This is a genomic window from Dyella sp. 05T440 (genome assembly GCF_056395965.1).
Map to the genome: position 1 here is coordinate 90,563 of NZ_JBFTKN010000005.1, position 18,227 is coordinate 108,789.

At 63.2% G+C, this 18,227-nt stretch carries 16 protein-coding genes; 10 read left to right on the forward strand and 6 right to left on the reverse strand.

Annotation, left to right across the window (positions count from 1 at the left end; genetic code table 11):
* Positions 1–15 precede the first annotated feature (15 nt).
* Entirely contained in the window at positions 16–456 is a 441-nt protein-coding gene (locus AC1DE1_RS07365) for an energy transducer TonB (RefSeq protein ID WP_477175224.1), read from the forward strand.
* Between the two features lie 148 nt (positions 457–604).
* Positions 605–1,612: a class I fructose-bisphosphate aldolase gene (locus AC1DE1_RS07370; protein WP_441604684.1), complete on the forward strand. Its 1,008-nt coding sequence runs from the start codon at positions 605–607 to the stop codon at positions 1,610–1,612.
* A 75-nt stretch (positions 1,613–1,687) separates the two neighbouring features.
* On the opposite strand, the gene AC1DE1_RS07375 is transcribed toward AC1DE1_RS07370, so the two are convergent.
* Positions 1,688–2,305, reverse strand: coding sequence for an outer membrane beta-barrel protein (locus tag AC1DE1_RS07375; RefSeq protein WP_477175225.1), 618 nt, complete (start codon positions 2,303–2,305; stop codon positions 1,688–1,690).
* 303 nt (positions 2,306–2,608) lie between these two features.
* Between AC1DE1_RS07375 and tkt the strand changes: the two genes are divergently transcribed.
* Together tkt and AC1DE1_RS07385 are read left to right on the forward strand one after the other, a co-directional pair.
* Complete coding sequence (tkt, locus tag AC1DE1_RS07380) at positions 2,609–4,612, forward strand: transketolase (protein ID WP_477175226.1); 2,004 nt, start codon at positions 2,609–2,611, stop codon at positions 4,610–4,612.
* A gap of 126 nt (positions 4,613–4,738) precedes the next feature.
* Positions 4,739–5,287, forward strand: coding sequence for a DinB family protein (locus tag AC1DE1_RS07385; RefSeq protein WP_477175227.1), 549 nt, complete (start codon positions 4,739–4,741; stop codon positions 5,285–5,287).
* Positions 5,288–5,469: 182 nt separating this feature from the next.
* Here the strand turns inward: AC1DE1_RS07385 and AC1DE1_RS07390 are convergent, their stop codons facing one another.
* The 3 genes from AC1DE1_RS07390 to AC1DE1_RS07400 form a co-directional block, all read right to left on the reverse strand.
* On the reverse strand, positions 5,470–7,014 hold the full coding sequence (locus AC1DE1_RS07390) for a rhomboid family intramembrane serine protease (protein WP_477175228.1): 1,545 nt from the start codon (positions 7,012–7,014) through the stop codon (positions 5,470–5,472).
* Between the two features lie 94 nt (positions 7,015–7,108).
* A complete protein-coding gene (locus AC1DE1_RS07395; RefSeq protein ID WP_477179040.1) occupies positions 7,109–7,741 on the reverse strand; it encodes an HAD hydrolase-like protein in 633 nt (210 codons plus the stop codon).
* Positions 7,741–8,919 (reverse strand): phosphoglycerate kinase, encoded by a 1,179-nt coding sequence (locus AC1DE1_RS07400; RefSeq protein WP_477175230.1) that lies wholly within the window; start codon positions 8,917–8,919, stop codon positions 7,741–7,743. Before AC1DE1_RS07400 ends, AC1DE1_RS07395 begins: the two co-directional genes overlap by 1 nt.
* A gap of 134 nt (positions 8,920–9,053) precedes the next feature.
* Here AC1DE1_RS07400 and maiA point away from each other — a divergent pair, with 134 nt between their 5' ends.
* Positions 9,054–9,719: a maleylacetoacetate isomerase gene (gene maiA / locus AC1DE1_RS07405; RefSeq protein ID WP_441604677.1), complete on the forward strand. Its 666-nt coding sequence runs from the start codon at positions 9,054–9,056 to the stop codon at positions 9,717–9,719.
* Positions 9,720–9,766: 47 nt separating this feature from the next.
* Here maiA and AC1DE1_RS07410 read toward each other — a convergent pair whose 3' ends face one another.
* Positions 9,767–10,858 (reverse strand): PilT/PilU family type 4a pilus ATPase, encoded by a 1,092-nt coding sequence (locus tag AC1DE1_RS07410; RefSeq protein ID WP_441604763.1) that lies wholly within the window; start codon positions 10,856–10,858, stop codon positions 9,767–9,769.
* Between the two features lie 110 nt (positions 10,859–10,968).
* Between AC1DE1_RS07410 and AC1DE1_RS07415 the strand changes: the two genes are divergently transcribed.
* The 5 genes from AC1DE1_RS07415 to glmS all read left to right on the forward strand — a co-directional run bounded on the left by AC1DE1_RS07415 (position 10,969) and on the right by glmS (position 16,291).
* Entirely contained in the window at positions 10,969–11,565 is a 597-nt protein-coding gene (locus tag AC1DE1_RS07415) for a DUF4398 domain-containing protein (protein WP_441604676.1), read from the forward strand.
* Positions 11,562–12,176, forward strand: a complete 615-nt coding sequence (locus AC1DE1_RS07420; RefSeq protein ID WP_441604675.1) for a hypothetical protein — start codon at positions 11,562–11,564, stop codon at positions 12,174–12,176. The genes AC1DE1_RS07415 and AC1DE1_RS07420 overlap by 4 nt, the downstream gene beginning before the upstream one ends.
* Before the next feature lie 401 nt (positions 12,177–12,577).
* Complete coding sequence (locus AC1DE1_RS07425) at positions 12,578–12,805, forward strand: HP1242/YdcH family protein (RefSeq protein WP_046972765.1); 228 nt, start codon at positions 12,578–12,580, stop codon at positions 12,803–12,805.
* Positions 12,806–12,951: 146 nt separating this feature from the next.
* Complete coding sequence (locus AC1DE1_RS07430) at positions 12,952–14,322, forward strand: pyridoxal-phosphate dependent enzyme (protein WP_477175231.1); 1,371 nt, start codon at positions 12,952–12,954, stop codon at positions 14,320–14,322.
* A 139-nt stretch (positions 14,323–14,461) separates the two neighbouring features.
* Complete coding sequence (gene glmS / locus AC1DE1_RS07435) at positions 14,462–16,291, forward strand: glutamine--fructose-6-phosphate transaminase (isomerizing) (protein ID WP_441604673.1); 1,830 nt, start codon at positions 14,462–14,464, stop codon at positions 16,289–16,291.
* A 29-nt stretch (positions 16,292–16,320) separates the two neighbouring features.
* Here the strand turns inward: glmS and AC1DE1_RS07440 are convergent, their stop codons facing one another.
* Entirely contained in the window at positions 16,321–17,997 is a 1,677-nt protein-coding gene (locus AC1DE1_RS07440; protein WP_477175232.1) for a Wzt carbohydrate-binding domain-containing protein, read from the reverse strand.
* Positions 17,998–18,227: the final 230 nt, after the last annotated feature.

Sequence of the window (18,227 nt, forward strand, 5' to 3'; positions counted from 1 at the left end):
GAGACGATCATGCAAATGAAGCTTTTAACGATCTGTTCGGCCGCCGCCATGGCTTTTGCCGGCATGGTTTCTCCGGCTGAGGCGCAATCCCAGGCCCGCATGGTGGGCCCCGAGCACATCCAGGCGTACTGGCTGATGCTCAACACCAAGGTGGACGCGGATATCCCCAACAGCGGCCGCAATATGGACAAGCCCGGCTGCGTCGCCGTGAGCTTCATGATCGGCACCGACGGCGTTCCGCAGAACGTCACCGTGCGCAAGGTGGTTCCGCAGAGCGATCTGGACGCCGTGGCCAAGAGCGTGGTGACCAATCTTCGCTATGGTCCGTCGCTGAAGAACAGCACGCATGAGCCGGTGACCACCTATTACATCGTGCCGTTCAACCTGCCCGCCGATGCCGCGCAGAAGCAGGCCATCATCGACGCCTGCAAGCTGCCCAACTTCGACCAGGCCTGAGGGCCGCGCCGGCCCAGCGCTGGCGCCGTTCAGGGCCAATCCGGCCCTCGGCGGCCTTATGACCTATAATCCCGGCCTTTCACGACCTTGCCGCCCCCGGGCGGCATCACCTTGTGCGGCCCACACCGCCTAAGTATCCGGAGTTGTCATGAGCATCGAAGATCTCGAAAGCGTTGCCCTCGCAATGGTTGCGCCCGGCAAGGGCATCATCGCCATCGATGAGTCGACCAACACCATCAAGAAGCGTTTCGAGGCCGTCGGCATCGACAACACCGAAGAGAACCGTCGCGCCTACCGCGAGCTGCTGCTCACGGCGCCGAACCTCAGCGAGCACATCTCCGGCGCGATCCTGTACGACGAAACCATCCGCCAGTCGACCAAGGACGGCGTGCCGTTCACCCAGGTGATGAAGAAGAACGGCATCATCCCGGGCATCAAGGTCGACAAGGGCCCGGTGCCGCTGGCCGGCTTCCCCGGCGACGTGATCACCGAAGGCCTCGACGGCCTGCGTGAGCGTCTCGCCGAGTACGTCAAGCTGGGCGCGCAGTTCGCCAAGTGGCGCGCCGTGATCAACATCAGCGAAGACAACCCGTCCTCCACCGCGATCGAAGCGAACTGCCACGCGCTGGCCCGTTACGCCGCGCTGTGCCAGGAAGCCGGCCTGGTGCCGATGGTCGAGCCGGAAGTGATCATGGACGGCGACCACAGCATCGAAGTCAGCTACGAAGTGCACGAAGCCGTGCTGCGCAGCCTGTTCAACGCGCTGTACGAGCAGAACGTGATGCTGGAAGGCACCATCCTGAAGGTCAGCATGGTCATTCCGGGCAAGGATTCGGACGAGCAGGCCGAAGTGGAAGAAGTCGCCGAAGCCACCGTGCGCGTGCTCAAGACGACCGTGCCGGCCACGCTGCCGGGCATCGTGTTCCTCTCGGGCGGCCAGACCGACGAGCAGTCCACCGCTCACCTCAATGCGATGAACCGCATGGGCCCGCACCCGTGGCCGCTGAGCTTCTCCTACGGCCGCGCCATGCAGCAGGCCGCGCTGAAGCTGTGGTCCAAGGACATGAAGGCTAACTTCGCCGACGCGCAGAAGACGGTCCTGGCTCGCGCCAAGGACAACGGCCTGGCCGCGCTGGGTCAGTGGAACGCCAAGTAAGCGATCGCTTCTCATCGCTGCAAAAGAAAACGGGCGCCTCGCGGCGCCCGTTTTTGTTTTGCACTATCTGACAGATCAGAAGCGGTATTCCGCGCTCACGCTGTACAGGTTGGTCGGCAGGTGGATGTTCTTGTCGCTCTGGCTGCCGTCGTAGTAATCCCAGTTCAGGCCGACGCTGATGTTCTTGTTGATGTTGTAGCCCGCACCCAGGCCGGCGTAGTAACGGGTGCTGTTGAAGTTGACCATCTCGGGGTTGGTCTTGTCGTTGGTCAGGCCCGAGCCCTTGGCGAAGAAGGCGCCGCCACGGACTTCGCCGTACCAGTTCGGGCTGAAGCTGTAACGCAGGTTCAGGCCGGCGGTCGCGCCCTGCAGCTTGGACTTGCCGTTGTCGCCGTTGTAATTGGCGTAATTCTGGGTGTACTGGCCACGCGCGTCAGCGCGGCCCAGGTAGACGTAACCCACTTCCGCACCCAGGGAGGTATCCGGGTTGATCGCGAAACGGTAACCACCCTTCACGCCACCAGCGAACGCGCCGTTGTCGTAGGGACCCTTCTGCGTCTGGGCGTAGCCGGCGTTGGCGCCGACGTACCAGCCCTGTTGGGCGTTGCCTTGAGCGGCGTCCTGGGCGAAAGCCGCCGGGACGACCGCGAGACCGGCCGTAGCCAGGGCGAGAGCAAGAATGGTGTTCTTCATGGGGGACTCCTCATCATCTTATTGGGCCAGTCCGCGGCGCCGGGGGTTCGGTGGAGCGCGGCTGGGTACCTTGTGGACCCGGTACTTTTACTTAGATGGTGAGTGGGTCGATTAGTTTCAATACTGGTTAGTTCATTATTAAGGCGGAGTTAATTTTCTTAACATTTGGGCAAGAGGGCGTGGGGATGCTCTGATCTATTGCGCATGGACGGCACGACTTCAGAGCATCCCTGGTGGCGACAGGGGTAAGCGGGATCGGCGACAATGGGTACTTTTATGGCCGCCTTCCCCGGAGACCCCTAGATGACAACCCGTCGCGAACTTGCCAATGCCGTACGCGCCCTAGCCATGGACGCTGTGGAGAAGGCCAATTCCGGCCACCCGGGCATGCCCATGGGCATGGCGGATATCGCCGAAGTGCTGTGGAACGACTTCCTCCAGCACAATCCGACCAACCCGAAGTGGTTCAATCGCGACCGATTCGTGCTCTCCAACGGCCACGGCTCGATGCTGCAGTACGCGCTGCTGCACCTGACCGGTTACGACCTGCCGATGGATCAGCTCAAGCGCTTCCGCCAGCTGCATTCCAAGACCGCCGGCCACCCGGAAGCCAGCGAAACCCCAGGCGTGGAGACCACCACCGGTCCGCTCGGCCAGGGTCTGGCCAATGCGGTCGGTTTTGCGCTGGCCGAGAAGGTGCTCGCCGCGCACTTCAACCGCCCGGGCCACGAGATCGTCAACCACCACACCTATGTGTTCCTGGGCGATGGCTGCCTGATGGAAGGCATCTCGCATGAGGTCGCCTCGCTCGCCGGCACCTGGAAGCTCGGCAAGCTGGTCGCTGTGTACGACGACAACGGCATCTCCATCGACGGCGAAGTACACGGCTGGTTCACCGACAACACGCCGGAGCGCTTCGAGGCGTACGGCTGGAACGTGATCCGAGGTGTGGACGGCCACGACGCCGACGCCGTCAAGAAGGCCATCGCCGCCGCCATCAGCCAGTCCGACAAGCCCACCCTGATCTGCGCCAAGACCATCATCGGCTTCGGTGCCCCGCACAAGCAGGGCAAGGAAGAGAGCCACGGTGCCGCGCTGGGCAAGGACGAAGTGGCCGGCGCACGCGACGCGCTGGACTGGCGTTACGCACCGTTCGAGATTCCGGCCGAGATCTACGCCGGCTGGGATCACAAGACGTCGGGTGCCGAGCGCGAGCAGAAGTGGCATGACGCGGTTGCCAAATATTCGGCGGCCTTCCCGGAGCTGGCCGCGGAATTCAATCGCCGCGTGTCGGGCGAGCTGCCGTCCGATTGGGCGGCCAAGTCGCAGGCTTTCGTCAACAAGCTGCAGGCCGACGGCCCGGAGATTGCCTCGCGCAAGGCCTCGCAGATGACCATCGACGCGTTCGCGCCGCTGCTGCCGGAACTGATCGGCGGCTCGGCCGACCTGGCCGGCTCCAACCTCACCAAGTGGAAGGGCAGCGTCGACGCCGGCAACGGTTTCGACCCGAAGGGCAACTATGTGTATTACGGCGTGCGCGAGTTCGGCATGACCGCGATCGCCAATGGCCTGGCCCTGCACGGCGGCTTCATTCCGTATGACGCCACCTTCCTGGTGTTCTCCGACTATGCGCGCAATGCCGTGCGCATGAGCGCGCTGATCCCGGCACACGCCATCCACGTCTACACGCACGACTCGATCGGCCTGGGCGAAGACGGCCCGACCCATCAGCCGGTCGAGCACCTCGCCGCGCTGCGCTACATCCCGAACAACCAGCTGTGGCGCCCGTGCGACGCGGTGGAATCGGCGATGTCGTGGAAGCTCGCGATCGAGCGCAAGGGCAACCCGGCGTGCCTGGTGTTCTCGCGCCAGAACCTCAAGCACCAGCAGCGCAGCGCGCAGCAGGTGGCCGATATCGCACGCGGTGCCTACGTGCTGTCCGATCCGCAGGACACCAAGTTCAAGGCCATCCTGATCGCCACCGGTTCGGAAGTGGAGCTGGCGATGGAAGCGGCCCGCACGCTGGCGCAGCAGAACGTCCCGGTGCGCGTGGTGTCGATGCCTTGCACGGAAGTGTTCGATGCGCAGCCGCTGGAATATCGCGAGGCCATCCTGCCGGGCTGGTGCCGCGCACGCGTCGCGGTGGAAGCGGCGACTGGCGACTTCTGGCGCAAGTACGTCGGCCTGGACGGCGACGTGGTCAGCATGACCACGTTTGGTGCCTCGGCACCGGCGCCCCAGTTGTTCGAGCACTTCGGTTTCACCGTGGCCCATGTGGTCGATGCGGTGAAGCGCGTGCTCGGCTAAGTCGATTGCGTTGAATGAAAAAGCCGCGGCATGCCGCGGCTTTTTTTATGAGTGCGCCAACCGGCACGTGATTCCCTGCGCGCCGCTGGTTACGCTGGCGCTTTCCAGGAACAAAGTCGCTGAGCCATGAATACACACGCTCCCTCGCGCCGCGACCACCTACGGCAAATGGCCGCCTACAACCGCTGGATGAACGAGAAAATCTATGCGGCGGCGGCCTCGCTTCGGCCTGACGATGTGATGACGGATCGCGGCGCATTCTTCGGTTCGATCCATGCCACGCTCAGCCATATCGCGGTGGCCGACACGATCTGGCTGCAACGCTTCGCCGCGCATCCGGCGAACTATGGGGCGCTGGAACCGTTGCGGGGCGTGCCCATTCAACGCGATCTAGCCGCGCAACCCTTTGGCGATCTGGCTGCCTTGACCTCGCATCGTCGCTTTCTCGATGCCGTGATCGAGGCGTGGGCGCAAGCCGTGAGCGAGGAAGACCTCGATCATGCGCTGGCCTATCAGAACACCCGCGGCGAAGCGTTTCGCAAGCCGTACTTCTATTTGGCCATGCATTTTTTCAATCACCAGACGCACCATCGCGGACAGGTGACGACGCTGCTGACACAGGCCGGCGTGGATGTGGGTTCGACCGATTTGTCTAGCTTGATCGACGACGCGTGACGCCCGACCTGTGGGAGCGCACCCTGTGCGCGACGGCCCAACAGAGCAGAAGTCTTACAGGTTGCAGTCGCGCACAGGGTGCGCTCCCACAAGGGTTGGGCTCAACCTCATGACGCCGTCAACGATCAAGCTGCAAAAAAAAAGCCGCGACAATCGCGGCTTTTTTCCATGCGTGTGCCGGCTTACTTTCTGGCGGCCGTCAGGCGATTGAGCTCCGCCAGCGCGTCCTGCGTGTTCTGGTTGGCCTCCTTCACGGCTTGCTCCGCCGCCGAGCCACCGTCGGTAGTGGCAAGTGCATAGGCGTGAATTGCCTGGCGACGTGCATCGATGTAATGCAGCACGGCCTGCTGGAAGGTGTAGTCACGATTGTCAGGAGCAAGCTTGATGGCCACCACGTCGGCGTACATGGCGTCCCACTGGGGTGCAACGTCCTTCTCGAGTCCGTCGGCGAAGGCCTGCGTCGAGATGGCTCCGGCGTGGGCCTTTTCGTAGAGCGCCGTGGTGGCTTCCATCACTGTTTTCTCGCGCGCGTCGAACGTTATCAGGCTGCCCTCGAAGCGCGCCGTCGCCTGTCGTTGGCTGTTGGGATTGGCCAGCGGCCAAAGCATCGCTGCGAGCACGACGACGCCGGAGACCGCGGCCAGCAACAGGCGCGGGACATTCGGGCTGATCCGGTGTTCGGCATTGAGCGGACGAGAAAGCAGCAGACCCATGAGCAATCCGCCCGCCAGGCCGCCGATATGCGCAGCATTGTCGATGCCGCTGTGCGCGAAGCCATAGAACAGCGAGTAGCCGGCGAACAGCAGGGTGCTGTTGCGATGCTCTGCCATCACTTCCTTGGGGACGTCGTTGCGAGGATTGATGACAAACGCCAGCAAGCCGCCAAAGATGCCAAAGATCGCGCCCGAGGCACCCGCGCTGTTCACCTGCGGATTCCACAGCAGGCTGGCCACGCTGCCGGTCAGGCCGGCAAAGACGTACAACAGAAGAAAACGCGTGCTGCCGAACAGGCGCTCGATCGTGCGGCCGTTCTGAAACAGCGCCCACATGTTGAGCGCAAGATGGATGATGCCGAAGTGGATGAAGGTGGCCGAGAACAGGCGCCACCATTGGCCACCGATGGTCATCGGGCCGAAGTTGGAACCCCAGCGAACCGCCGTTTCGCCATCGGGCGTGAGGATGTTCATCCCGCCGATGCACATCGCCACAAACATGGCTACGTTCAAGGCCACCAGGGTCGGTGTGACCGGTGCGCGCGGGCTGAACTGATCCAGGCGTCGGTGGAAATCGGCAACAGCCGCCTGCGATTGCGCGAACTCCTGCGTCTGCTCCGCAGGCAAGTGCGCCATGATCGCCAGGCCCTGTGGCACCGAGGCAGCCGACAACTGCACCGTGCGAAGCGGCTGGTTTTCCCCGCGCACCTGAAAACGTACGGTCTTGCCGGACAGCGCTGCATTGGTGATGTCGTTGCGCGCGAACCGGTGCGTTTCCTTGAGGCTCGTCATGAACGGGCGCTTGCGGCCGCCGGCGATGGTCACGGCATCGCCGGAGAAGGCGATGCTGCCCTTGCCGACGAAACGGAACGAATCGGCCGGCGTGGTGTTGAGGCATACCCGCAGGCCAAATTCCACCTTGAATGATTCGGCCGCCACCGTCGGGGCGGGCGCCGTCACTGTTTCCTGCTCAGAACCGCTGCCGTGCGTCGGCGCGGCGTCGTGCTGCGTCATGTCTGATCCCTGTGGCTGCGCCGCCCCCTCGTCCAACGGCCCGGCAAGCATGCCAGCGGGCGTTGGAAAGAAACAATCGGGCGCTCGGCCTGGGTCAGGGCGGGAGGAGGTTGCCCAGTTCCTCGGGATCGCTAGCCAGTGCATGTGCGCCGGCCTTTTCCAGTTCCGCCCGGCAGCCGAAACCCCACAGCACGCCGATGCCGCGAACGCGGTTGGCCACGGCGCCGTCGATGTCGAAGTGCCGGTCGCCGATCATCACTGTGTGCTCCGGCTCGGCGCCGAAATCGGCCAGGGCGGCGGCAATCATCGTTGCCTTTTCGCTGTGCGGGCTGCTCGGGTCCGGGCCATATAGACGGCTAAATGCGGTACCGAACGGCAGGTGTTCGATGATCGGCCGTGCGTGCCGTTCCGGCTTGCTGGTGACAACGGCCAGCGTGTGGCCTGCGGCCTGAAGGCGCGCGATCATCGCCTCGATGCCCGGGTATACCGAGTGCTCCCGCCAGCCGATGGTGTGGAAACGCTCGTGGTAGAACTCCACCGCCTGTTCGATGCGCTCGTGATCGTGGTCGAGCAGCGGCGCGAAGCTGTGCCGCAGCGGCGGACCGATCCAGTGGCGCATCTCCGGGGGATGCGCCACGCCCAGCTGCGTCAGCGCATGGCGGACGCAGCCCAGGATGCCGATCTCCGAATCGATCAGCGTGCCATCGAGATCAAACAGACACAGCATTACTTGCCCGCGCGCGCCTTGAGGGCGGCCACGGCGGGCAGCTCCTTGCCTTCGAGGAATTCGAGGAAGGCGCCGCCGCCGGTGGAGATGTACGACACGTCTTTTTCGATGCCGTATTTGTCCACCGCGGCCAGCGTGTCGCCGCCGCCGGCGATCGAGAACGCCGGCGAGGCCGCCACGGCACGGGCCAGGGTCTCGGTGCCATGGCCGAAGGCGTCGAATTCGAACACGCCGACCGGGCCGTTCCACACCACCGTGCCGGCCTTGGCGATCATCTCGGCATAACGGCGCGCGGTCTCCGGCCCGATGTCGAGGATCAGCTCGCCTTCCTTGACCGCGTCCACCGGCTTTACCGTGGCGGGCGCATGCGCCGAGAACTCCGGCGCGACGACCACATCCACCGGCAGCGGCACGTCAGCGTTGCGGCGCTTGGCGTCGGCGATCACTTTCTTGGCGGCGCCGATGAGGTCGGGTTCGTACAGCGAATTGCCCACGGAATAACCCATGGCCGCGATGAAGGTGTTGGCGATGCCGCCACCCACGATCAACTGGTCGACTTTGCCGATGAGGTTTTCCAGCAAGGTGAGTTTGGTCGAGACCTTGGAGCCGGCGACGATCGCCAGCAGCGGACGGGCGGGATGCTCCAGCGCCTTGCCCAGCGCGTCCAGTTCGGCTGACAGCAGCGGGCCGGCCGCAGCGATGGGGGCGAACTTGATCACGCCGTGGGTCGAAGCCTGCGCGCGATGCGCCGTGCCGAAGGCGTCCATGACGAAGATGTCGCACAGTGCGGCGTACTTCTTCGCCAGCGCGTCGTCGTCCTTGCCCTCGCCGACGTTCATGCGGCAATTCTCCAGCACCACCACTTCGCCTTCGGCAACGTCGACGCCGTCGAGATAGTCGGCGACCAGGCGCACCGGCTGGCCCAGTTTGTCGCTCAGCCACTTGGCGACGGGCGCCAGCGAGGACTCGGCGTCAAACTGGCCTTCCTTCGGGCGGCCCAGGTGCGACAGCACCATCAGCCTGGCGCCGGCGTCGCGGGCGGCCTTGAGCGTCGGCAGCGCCGCATCGAGGCGCTGGGTGGAGGTGATCCGGCCGTTCTCGATCGGTACGTTCAGATCTTCGCGAATCAGCACGCGCTTGCCGCGCAGATCAAGATCGCTCATGCGGGTAACGGACACGGCGCAACTCCCTGGTTTGGATTCATGAATGCGGCGCCGATGGGCGCGAACCGCCTATTGTCCCGCCCGGTTCGCGGTGATGCAAACCGTATGACAGGTATCCTATGAACCTCACCGTGGTTGGAGGACAAGGTATGGGGCAGGATCTGGTGTTGTACGGCTACTGGCGCTCGAGCGCCGCCTACCGCGTGCGCATCGCCTTGAACCTCAAGGGCTTGCCGTACGAGTCCGAAGCGGTGCACCTGGTGAACCACGGCGGCGAGCAGCATCTGCCGGACTTCCAGGCCTTGAACCCGCAGGAGCTGGTGCCGGCCCTGGTCGATGGCGGGCGGGTGTTCACCCAGTCCATGGCGATCATGGAATACCTGGACGAGACCCGTCCCGAGCCGCCGTTGCTGCCTTCGGACCCGGTCGGGCGGGCGCGTGTGCGCGCCCTGTCACAGGTGATCGCGTGCGACCTGCATCCGCTGGGCAACCTTCGGGTGCTTCAGTACCTGAGCTCGCAACTCGGGGTCGACGATGCCACCAAGGGCGTGTGGTCCCGCCACTGGATCAGCCTGGGCCTGCAGGCGATGGAAACGATGCTGGCGGGCAATGTGGCGACGGGCCGGTTCTGTCATGGCGATACGCCCGGCATGGCCGATGCGTGCCTGGTGCCACAGGTCTATAACGCAGTGCGCTGGAAGCTGCCGATGGATGATTACCCGACCATTCGTCGCATCCATGAAGCCTGCGAGGCCTTGCCGGCGTTCCAGCGGGCGGCGCCGGAAGCACAGCCGGATGCGCCGGCGGCGGTCTGAGCAAAGTGCGCGGGGCGATGTGCGCCCCGCGACTTGAAGGATCGAGCTTAGAAGCCCAGCCCGTACGGATCGTTACCCGCCAGCTCGGTGTTTTCCGTGTTGCCGCCGCTATCGGACAGGCGCACCTTGAGTGCCAGGCCATCGCGCGAGTCGGCCTTGTTGAGCGCTTCTTCGAGCTCGATGCGGCCTTCCTTGTAAAGGCGATACAGCGACTGGTCGAAGGTGCGCATGCCTTCCTGCAGGCTGCGATCCATCGCTTCCTTCACGTCGTGCACCTGGCCGCGGCGAATCATGTCGCGGATCAGCGGCGTGTTGAGCAGCACTTCGGTAGCCGGCAGACGGCGTCCGTCCTTGCCGATCACCAGGCGCTGGCTGATCACCGCGCGCAGGTTGAGCGCGAGGTTCATCAGCACGTTCTTGTGCGCCGATTCCGGGAAGAAGTTGAGGATGCGCTCGAGTGTCTGGTCGGCGTTGTTCGAGTGCAGCGTCGCCAAACAGAGGTGACCGGTTTCGGAAAACGCGATGGCCGCTTCCATGGTGTCGGTATCGCGGATTTCGCCGATCATGATCACGTCCGGCGCTTCACGCATCGCGTTGCGCAGTGCCTCGTGATAGCTGTGCGTATCCAGGCCGACTTCGCGCTGGTTGACGATGGATTTCTTGTGCCGGTGCAGGTATTCGATCGGATCCTCGATGGTGAGGATATGGCCCGAGGAATTCTGGTTGCGATGGTCGATCATCGCCGCCAGCGTGGTCGACTTGCCCGAGCCGGTGGCGCCCACCACCAGGATCAGCCCGCGCGGTTCCATGATCAATTCACGGAAGATGCTCGGCAGCTGCAACTGGTCGATGCTGGGGATTTCGCTCTTGATGGCACGGATGACCATGCCCACTTCGCCGCGCTGCTTGAACACATTGATGCGGAAACGGCCGGCTTCCTTCACCGCCAGCGCCATGTTCAGCTCCAGGTCGCGCTCGAACTGCGGTACCTGGCCCTCGTCCATCAGCGAATAGGCGATTTTCTTGACCATGCCGCTCGGCAGGCCGGTATTGCCCAGCGGGTAAAGCTTGCCCTCGACCTTAATGTTCACAGGGGCGCCCGTCGTCAGGAACATATCCGACGCGCCCTTGTCAACCATTAGCTTGAGGAAATAACCAATGTCCACTCGAATCCCCTAGTTCCGTGCGCATTGCTAAAGTGGATTATGCCCGCCCACAATACGCTGTGACACTCTGAGAGGACTGAGTGATGGTGCACATCTTTTCCCCGCCAGGGCAGCGACCCAAGTTCGCGCGCCTTGCGGTATCCACCCTGGCGCTGGCCATGACGCTGGCGCTGGCGGGTTGCGCGTCCGCGCCACCGCCGGACGGGATCATGAATCAGGCGCAGATGCAGCTGCAGGCGGCACGGGATGCCGATGCGGCGGTCTACGACCCGATTGACCTGGGCAATGCCCAGGACAAGTTCCAGCAGGCCCAGAACGCGATAGCCAAGCGCGATTACGACGTCGCCGCCCAACTGGCCGACGAGGCCAGGGCCAGCGCCGAACTGGCCCGCACCAAGGCCCGCCTGGGCGCCGCCCGGGCGCAGATCCAGAACAAGACGTCGGCCAACCAGCAGCTGCGCGAGCAGATCGACCAGTCCCTGGCCGACCAGCAACAGCAGAACCAGAGCCAGGCGTCCGGCCTGCCGCAACAGCAGCAGACCGGCGATATGCCGGCGCCGCCGAGTTCCGCGCTGGGCGAGCCTGTACCGCAGGGGCAGGGCTTCCAGACCTACCCGCAGAATCCCAATCCCGACCAGCCGGCACCTCCGTCGAGCACTGACCAGGGAGGCCATCTATGAAACACCTGACCCTCCGCCTTTCGACGCTGCTGTTTGCAGTAGCCGCCGTGGGCAGCGTCCATGCGGCCAAGGACGATATGGACGTGGCCCGGCTCACCAATAGCCTCGACCAGCTCTCCAGCGATCCGTCCATCGGCACCTATGCCCAGGCCGAGCAGGCGCGCGCCCGTGACGCCGTGAATCAGCTGGCCCAGGCCCGTTCGCGTGACCGCGTGCATGCGCTTTACATCGCCGAGCGTCGCGTTGACCTGGCCCGCGCCACGGCCCAGTTGCAGGACGCGCAGCTGCAGATCGGCAAGCTCGATCGCGAACACGACCAGATCCAGCTCGACGGCAGCCGCCGCGAGACGGAAATGGCGCGCCGCGAGCTCGAACGCCAGCGCCTGCAATACCAGGCCGCCCAGGAAGAATCGGCCCGCCAGCTCGCTGCCGGCGCCGAAGCTGCCGCCCAGGCCCAGGCCCAGGCCGACCAGGCGAAGAAGCTGGCCGCCGCCCAGGCCAAGGTCGCCAATGCCGCCAAGAAGCAGGCGGACCTGGCCGCGCAGGCCGCGCGCGCCATGCGCCAGCAGATGCAGGGCGACAGCACGACCAACAAGGACCAGGGCAAGTAAGTCCTGCGCGGGTGTTCACGAGGCCGGCGGTCAACCCGCCGGCCTTTGTTTTGTCCCTGTGTCGCTGAGATATCGCCGGCCGCGAGCCGCTCTGTTCAAATTTCGCGACGCCGCCGTTCGACTTGTGCAAAAGACTGTTCTGGCAGTCTTTTTTAGGAAAGTTCCGCTATTTCCTGCCGCTCATATGACGCTTGCATGACCCCAGATCGGGGAGTAGGGTCAAGTTCCCAGGGGCATCTCCGCGCCTGGGTCACCGACGTGAGTCATGCGCCCAACCTTCCTCCTTTATCGATCTCCATGGACCGGACAACCGGCATGGATGGCGGGTGGGTGTGCGTGATTCCTCGTCAGCGGGTGTCCCCAAAACGGTCCCCGCCGTACTCTCCAGAGGAGGTTCCATCATGTTTGAAAACCAGCAGCGTGATGATGTCGAAGCTTTGATGAAGGCCGATGCCGAATTCCGTCGGCTCTATCAGCACCACAAAGAACTCGACAGCAAGGTGCACGACGCCGAAATCGGCGTGCTTCCCATCGATGACATGACGTTATCGGGCATGAAGAAGGAGAAACTCCACGCGAAGGAGCGACTCCAGCGCATGTGGGATAGCCGAGCGCACCACATCAACTGAATCTGCGGCGTTTTCGCATGAACGCGGCCCCGGCGCCTCACGGCTCCGGGGCCGCGCTGTTTCTGTGGGGGCGGGAGCCGCTCGGTTATCATCGTCCTCCCGAGCGGTCGCCAAGAAGCAGCCGCTGCCTACAGGAAGGAGTTTTTATGTCGGTCCACAACAGTGTCCTTGAACTGATCGGACGTACCCCGATGGTACGCGCGCAGCGCCTGGACGTTGGACCGTGCGAGCTCTTCCTGAAGCTGGAAAGCGCCAATCCCGGCGGCTCGGTCAAGGACCGCATCGGCCTGTCGATGATCGAAGGCGCCGAGCGGGCCGGCCGGATTCGCCCGGGCGACACCCTGGTGGAAGGCACGGCCGGCAACACCGGCCTGGGCCTGGCGCTGGTCGCCCAGCAGAAGGGCTACCGCCTGATCCTGGTGGTGCCCGACAAGATGAGCCGCGAGAAGATCTTCAACCTCAAGGCGATGGGCGCCGAGGTGGTGCTGACGCGCTCGGACGTGGCCAAGGGTCATCCGGAGTATTACCAGGACATGGCCGAGCGCATCGCGCGCGAAACGCCAGGCGCCTACTTCATCAACCAGTTCGGCAATCCGGACAACCCGGCCGCGCATATCGCCACCACCGGCCCGGAAATTCTCGAACAGCTCGATGGCAAGGTCGACGCCATCGTGGTCGGCTGCGGATCGTCGGGCACGCTCAGCGGCCTGTCCAAATTCTTCGCCGAACATTCGCCCAACACCGATTTCGTGCTGGCCGACCCGGTCGGTTCCATCCTGGCCCAGTACATCAACGAAGGCGTGCTCTCGACCAAGTCGGGCAGTTGGATGGTGGAAGGCATCGGCGAGGATTTCCTGCCGAGCATCAGCGACTTCACGCGCGTGAAGAAGGCCTATGCCATCCCCGACAAGGAAAGCTTCCTGGCCGCGCGCGAGCTGCTGGCGAAGGAGGGCATCCTCGGCGGCTCGTCCACCGGCACGTTGCTGGCCGCCGCCTTGCGCTATTGCCGCGAGCAGACGGCGCCCAAGCGCGTGGTCACGCTGGTGTGCGACACCGGCAACAAGTACCTGTCCAAGATGTACAACGACTACTGGATGCTCGACAACGGCTTCATCGAGCGCGAACAGCGCGGCGACCTGCGCGACCTGCTGCTGCGTCCCTTCGCGCAACGCGACACCGTGGTGATCGGCCCGAACGAGCTGCTGATGACGGCCTATACGCGCATGAAGCTGTACGACGTGTCGCAGCTGCCGGTGATGGATGGCAGCCGCCTGGTCGGCATCCTCGATGAATCGGACGTGCTGATGCACGTGCATGCCGATGAAGCGAAGTTCCGCGATCCGGTGTCCACGGCCATGATCACCAGCCTGCACATGCTCGATGTGCGCTCGCCAATCGAATCCTTGCTGCCCGTGTTCGACCGCGGCCACGTGGCCATCGTGGTGGACGGCGAACAGTTCCTGGGCCTGATCACCCGCATTGATCTGCTGAACTATCTACGCCGCAAGGTGCATTGAAGACCGTGTAAGCGTGCGTCCAGCATAGGCCATCGGATCAACCGCCCATGGCCCCCGAAAGTTTGCTGAAATCGGCTGCGACCAAAGTCGCGGTTTCGCAACCGTGACTGGCCGCGTTCGTTCTAAGGAGTAACAGCTCATGTGTGGAATCGTTGCCGCCGCCGCCCAGCGTGACGTGGCCCCCTTGCTCATCGCCGGCCTCAAGGCGCTCGAATACCGCGGCTACGATTCGGCGGGCCTGGCCGTTTTGGATCGAGGCGAAGTCCAGCGCGTGCGCGCCAAGGGCAAGGTCCGTGAGATGGAAGCCTTGTATCTGGCCGATCCGTTTCCCGGCGGCACCGGCATCGCGCATACGCGCTGGGCGACGCATGGCGTGCCCAATGAGGCGAATGCGCATCCGCACATGGCCGGCAGCGTGGCCCTGGTGCACAACGGCATCATCGAGAACTACGCCACGCTGCGCGCGGACCTGCAGGCGCGCGGCCATGTGTTCACCTCGGAAACCGACACCGAGGTGATGGCGGCGTTGATCAACGAGCATGTGCAGTCCGGCGTAAGCCTGCGCGAAGCAGTGCTGGCCACCGTGCGCGAACTGGAAGGCGCTTATGCGATCGCCGTGATCAGCAGCACGGAGCCGGGCCGCGTGGTCGGCGCGCGCCACGGTGCGCCCCTGCTGGTGGGCGTGGGCATTGGCGAGCACTTCCTTGGCTCGGACGCCCAGGCGCTGATCCAGGTCACCAACAAGATCATCTATCTCGACGAAGACGATGTCGCCGAGATCACCCGCGACCAGGTGGAGATCTTCAATCTCGACGGCCAGCGGGTCGAGCGTTCCATGCACGAGAGCGAGCTTTCGGCCGACGCGGTGGAACGCGGCGAATATCGCCACTACATGCAGAAGGAAATCTTCGAGCAGCCCCACGCCGTGGCCGCGACGCTCGAAGCGCGCATCGGTCCGCATGGCGTGTTGCCGAACATCTTCGGCGTGGACGGCGACGAACTGCTCGCCAAGGTGCGCGGCCTGCACATCATCGCCTGCGGCACCAGCTATCACGCGGGTCTGGTCGCCAAGTACTGGATCGAGGAACACGCACGCCTGCCGGTGAGCGTGGAAGTAGCGAGTGAATATCGCTATCGCGAGGCCGTGGTGCCCGATGGCACGCTGTTCGTGGCGATTTCGCAGTCCGGTGAAACCGCCGATACGCTGGCTGCCATGCGCGAGTCCCGTCGCCGCGGCTATCTGGGGACGCTGGCGATCTGCAACGTGCCCGAATCGTCCGTGGTGCGCGAAGCCGACCTCAAGCTGATGACGCGCGCCGGCCCGGAAATCGGTGTGGCTTCGACCAAGGCGTTCACCACGCAGCTCGCCGCGCTCGCCCTGCTGACGCTGCATCTTGCGCAGCACCGCGGCATGGACAACACCCGCTACATCGATCTCTGTGCCCAGCTGCAGCATTTGCCGCGTGCGCTCGAAGACGCGCTCAAGCTGGAACCGCAGGTGATCGACCTGGCCGCGCACCTCATCCATCGCCAGCATGCGCTGTTCCTTGGGCGCGGAGCGCAATACCCGGTAGCGCTGGAAGGCTCGCTCAAGCTCAAGGAAATCTCGTACATCCATGCCGAGGCGTACCCGGCGGGCGAGCTCAAGCACGGCCCGCTGGCGCTGGTCGATGAGGACATGCCGGTCATCGCCGTGGCCCCCAACGGCCCGCTGCTGGATAAGCTCAAGTCCAACCTGCAGGAAGTCCGCGCCCGCGGCGGCGAGCTGCTGGTGTTCGCCGATGGCGAAGCCAGCCTCGAAGGCAACGGCGCCCGCGGCGTCACGCTGCGCATCAACGGCGGCGGCGATTTCATCGCCCCCGCGGTGTTCACCGTGCCACTGCAGTTGCTCGCCTATCACGTGGCAGTACTGCGCGGCACCGATGTGGACCAGCCGCGTAATTTGGCGAAGTCGGTGACGGTGGAGTGAATGGAGGATTTCGCCTCCGCGAAAGCCAGCTAAACCACGGTGATGGCTAGTGTTTGACCGTTGGAAGCATCGCGGTCTTTGAACCAGGCAACGTGCTCCTGTACCAATGACGGGGTCAAATAGAATCGGCCGGGTTTATCGGGTGCCCGGACATGCATACAGGTCAATGTGGTTGCGGACGGCGCGACGTCGCCAGGAAGGTCGGAGCGAATGCCGTCCGCAACGATCATCGTTCCCACTTCGCTGTGCCATCGATAGGAAAGCTTGACTGGAAAGCGTCCGTTAGATGGCCAGGTTTCAGTACCGCGATTTTCAATTTTGACCTGCAAGAGCAAATCTGAGTTCTGCTGCACAATGTCCACTAAAGACATCACATCGATCGTCGAGTGAAACGATGTGAGGGGTCTACAGATGCTGCCAAACGAGCGAGCGACGATGCCTTCGTTCGCTGGCTTTCTTTTGCTCCAAGTCGCTTCTTCAGAATTGCTCTCGACGTTGATACCCACGTCCAGCAGTACGTTTCCTTCAAAATGCTGCGTGGCGTAGGCCGCAACCGTGAGGTTCGCTACCTCGTGCCGCCAGTGAAAGCAGCCGTCATAATGCGAAAGCGTTGGCGTCAACGCGGCATCGATCGTGTAGCTCCCTGGGCCAAGACGGTTCAGAGTGGTAAAGCGAATGATGTACTTCCCCGGCATTAGAGAATAGACCTCGCCGAGCAATGATGAGTTAGTGCCAAATGCCAAAGATCCCATTTCGTCTCTAATGGCAATTCCGGCGACTACCTGGTCCAACGATTCCTTGGAAGTCACTTGGAACAACACATCCATGACTTCGCCCGTCATGCTCTGGCCTGGGCCGGAAATGTGGCCGATGACCTGGACATCGTCAATCACGCATCGATGATCACCGAAATCTTCTTCGACCGATCTTTGAGTCGAGGCGGATTGCTGGGTCAGATCGAGATCATGGCTATTGTTGCTACGCTCGCCCTCCATGTCCGAGGCGGCAATGAAGTGGCGTCTATCCTGCTTGAATCGCGTTTTCGCATGCGCGTAGAGGATGATTTCTGGTTCCAGCAGTGATTCCAGATTGTCGCGTTGCTTCGTCGTTAGATCCGTGACTTGAAGGCGTCTGGATGTCACATTGAGCTCATCGGGCGATGACGGTGGCCAATGGAATTTGGCGCAGAGCATGCCGCAGAAGTCGTCCATTTCTTCCTGAATTCCTACGAATGCGCTGTGATCGATTGTTTTGATGGCGCATGAGAGCATCTCATCTGAACTCAGGCGATGCTGATCCTGGGTTCCGAGTGGGTAAAGCATGTCGATCTGCACCATTGGGCGCTGCGCAGATGAGGACATGAGGCTCTCGATGTACGCGTCGAGCTGCAGGGCGCGGCACTTCGCCTCCACCAGGAGTTCATCAATATCAAATCGGTTGTAGAAGTACTCGGAAAGAAAGCGATCTACGGGGTCCCGCAATACTGTGACGATCAAACGATCGTCGGGGACTTTATCGCCTTGGCGCGCCAGGAAATGGCCGCTGATGATCGACTTGTGCTGCCAACGCAGCAGGGCCTCGCGCAATGCAATGCCTTGAAGAGGGGGGCTGACTGAGTCCTGGCCGAGTTTATCGACAAAGAATCGACGGAGAGCGGTGCCGCCGGTTTTGGGTAGGTGAAGGTGCAATAACTTTAGGTCGGTCATGGATGATGGACTCCAGCTCAATAGTCCGTTCACCATCCTGTTGGCATCCGGCGATGCACATCCATGTTGCGTTTTTATGACGCACAGGGAGCCTACCAAGGCCGTCGCCAACGATTCAACCGGTAGTATTGCAAGATGAATGCCTAATCCCGGCAATTGAGCAACGCGGGACCTAAGCCGCACTGCTCACGCCCGCCGGTGATTTTGCAGCGGGGAGGGAAGCTCAACGA

Coding starts and splice junctions, on each gene's coding strand:
- AC1DE1_RS07365 (WP_477175224.1), top strand. CDS start 16: ATGAAGCTTTTAACGATCTGTTCGGCCGCCGCCATGGCTTTTGCCGGC.
- AC1DE1_RS07370 (WP_441604684.1), top strand. CDS start 605: ATGAGCATCGAAGATCTCGAAAGCGTTGCCCTCGCAATGGTTGCGCCC.
- AC1DE1_RS07375 (WP_477175225.1), bottom strand. CDS start 2,305: ATGAAGAACACCATTCTTGCTCTCGCCCTGGCTACGGCCGGTCTCGCG.
- tkt (WP_477175226.1), top strand. CDS start 2,609: ATGACAACCCGTCGCGAACTTGCCAATGCCGTACGCGCCCTAGCCATG.
- AC1DE1_RS07385 (WP_477175227.1), top strand. CDS start 4,739: ATGAATACACACGCTCCCTCGCGCCGCGACCACCTACGGCAAATGGCC.
- AC1DE1_RS07390 (WP_477175228.1), bottom strand. CDS start 7,014: ATGACGCAGCACGACGCCGCGCCGACGCACGGCAGCGGTTCTGAGCAG.
- AC1DE1_RS07395 (WP_477179040.1), bottom strand. CDS start 7,741: ATGCTGTGTCTGTTTGATCTCGATGGCACGCTGATCGATTCGGAGATC.
- maiA (WP_441604677.1), top strand. CDS start 9,054: ATGGGGCAGGATCTGGTGTTGTACGGCTACTGGCGCTCGAGCGCCGCC.
- AC1DE1_RS07410 (WP_441604763.1), bottom strand. CDS start 10,858: ATGGTTGACAAGGGCGCGTCGGATATGTTCCTGACGACGGGCGCCCCT.
- AC1DE1_RS07415 (WP_441604676.1), top strand. CDS start 10,969: ATGGTGCACATCTTTTCCCCGCCAGGGCAGCGACCCAAGTTCGCGCGC.
- AC1DE1_RS07420 (WP_441604675.1), top strand. CDS start 11,562: ATGAAACACCTGACCCTCCGCCTTTCGACGCTGCTGTTTGCAGTAGCC.
- AC1DE1_RS07425 (WP_046972765.1), top strand. CDS start 12,578: ATGTTTGAAAACCAGCAGCGTGATGATGTCGAAGCTTTGATGAAGGCC.
- AC1DE1_RS07430 (WP_477175231.1), top strand. CDS start 12,952: ATGTCGGTCCACAACAGTGTCCTTGAACTGATCGGACGTACCCCGATG.
- glmS (WP_441604673.1), top strand. CDS start 14,462: ATGTGTGGAATCGTTGCCGCCGCCGCCCAGCGTGACGTGGCCCCCTTG.
- AC1DE1_RS07440 (WP_477175232.1), bottom strand. CDS start 17,997: ATGACCGACCTAAAGTTATTGCACCTTCACCTACCCAAAACCGGCGGC.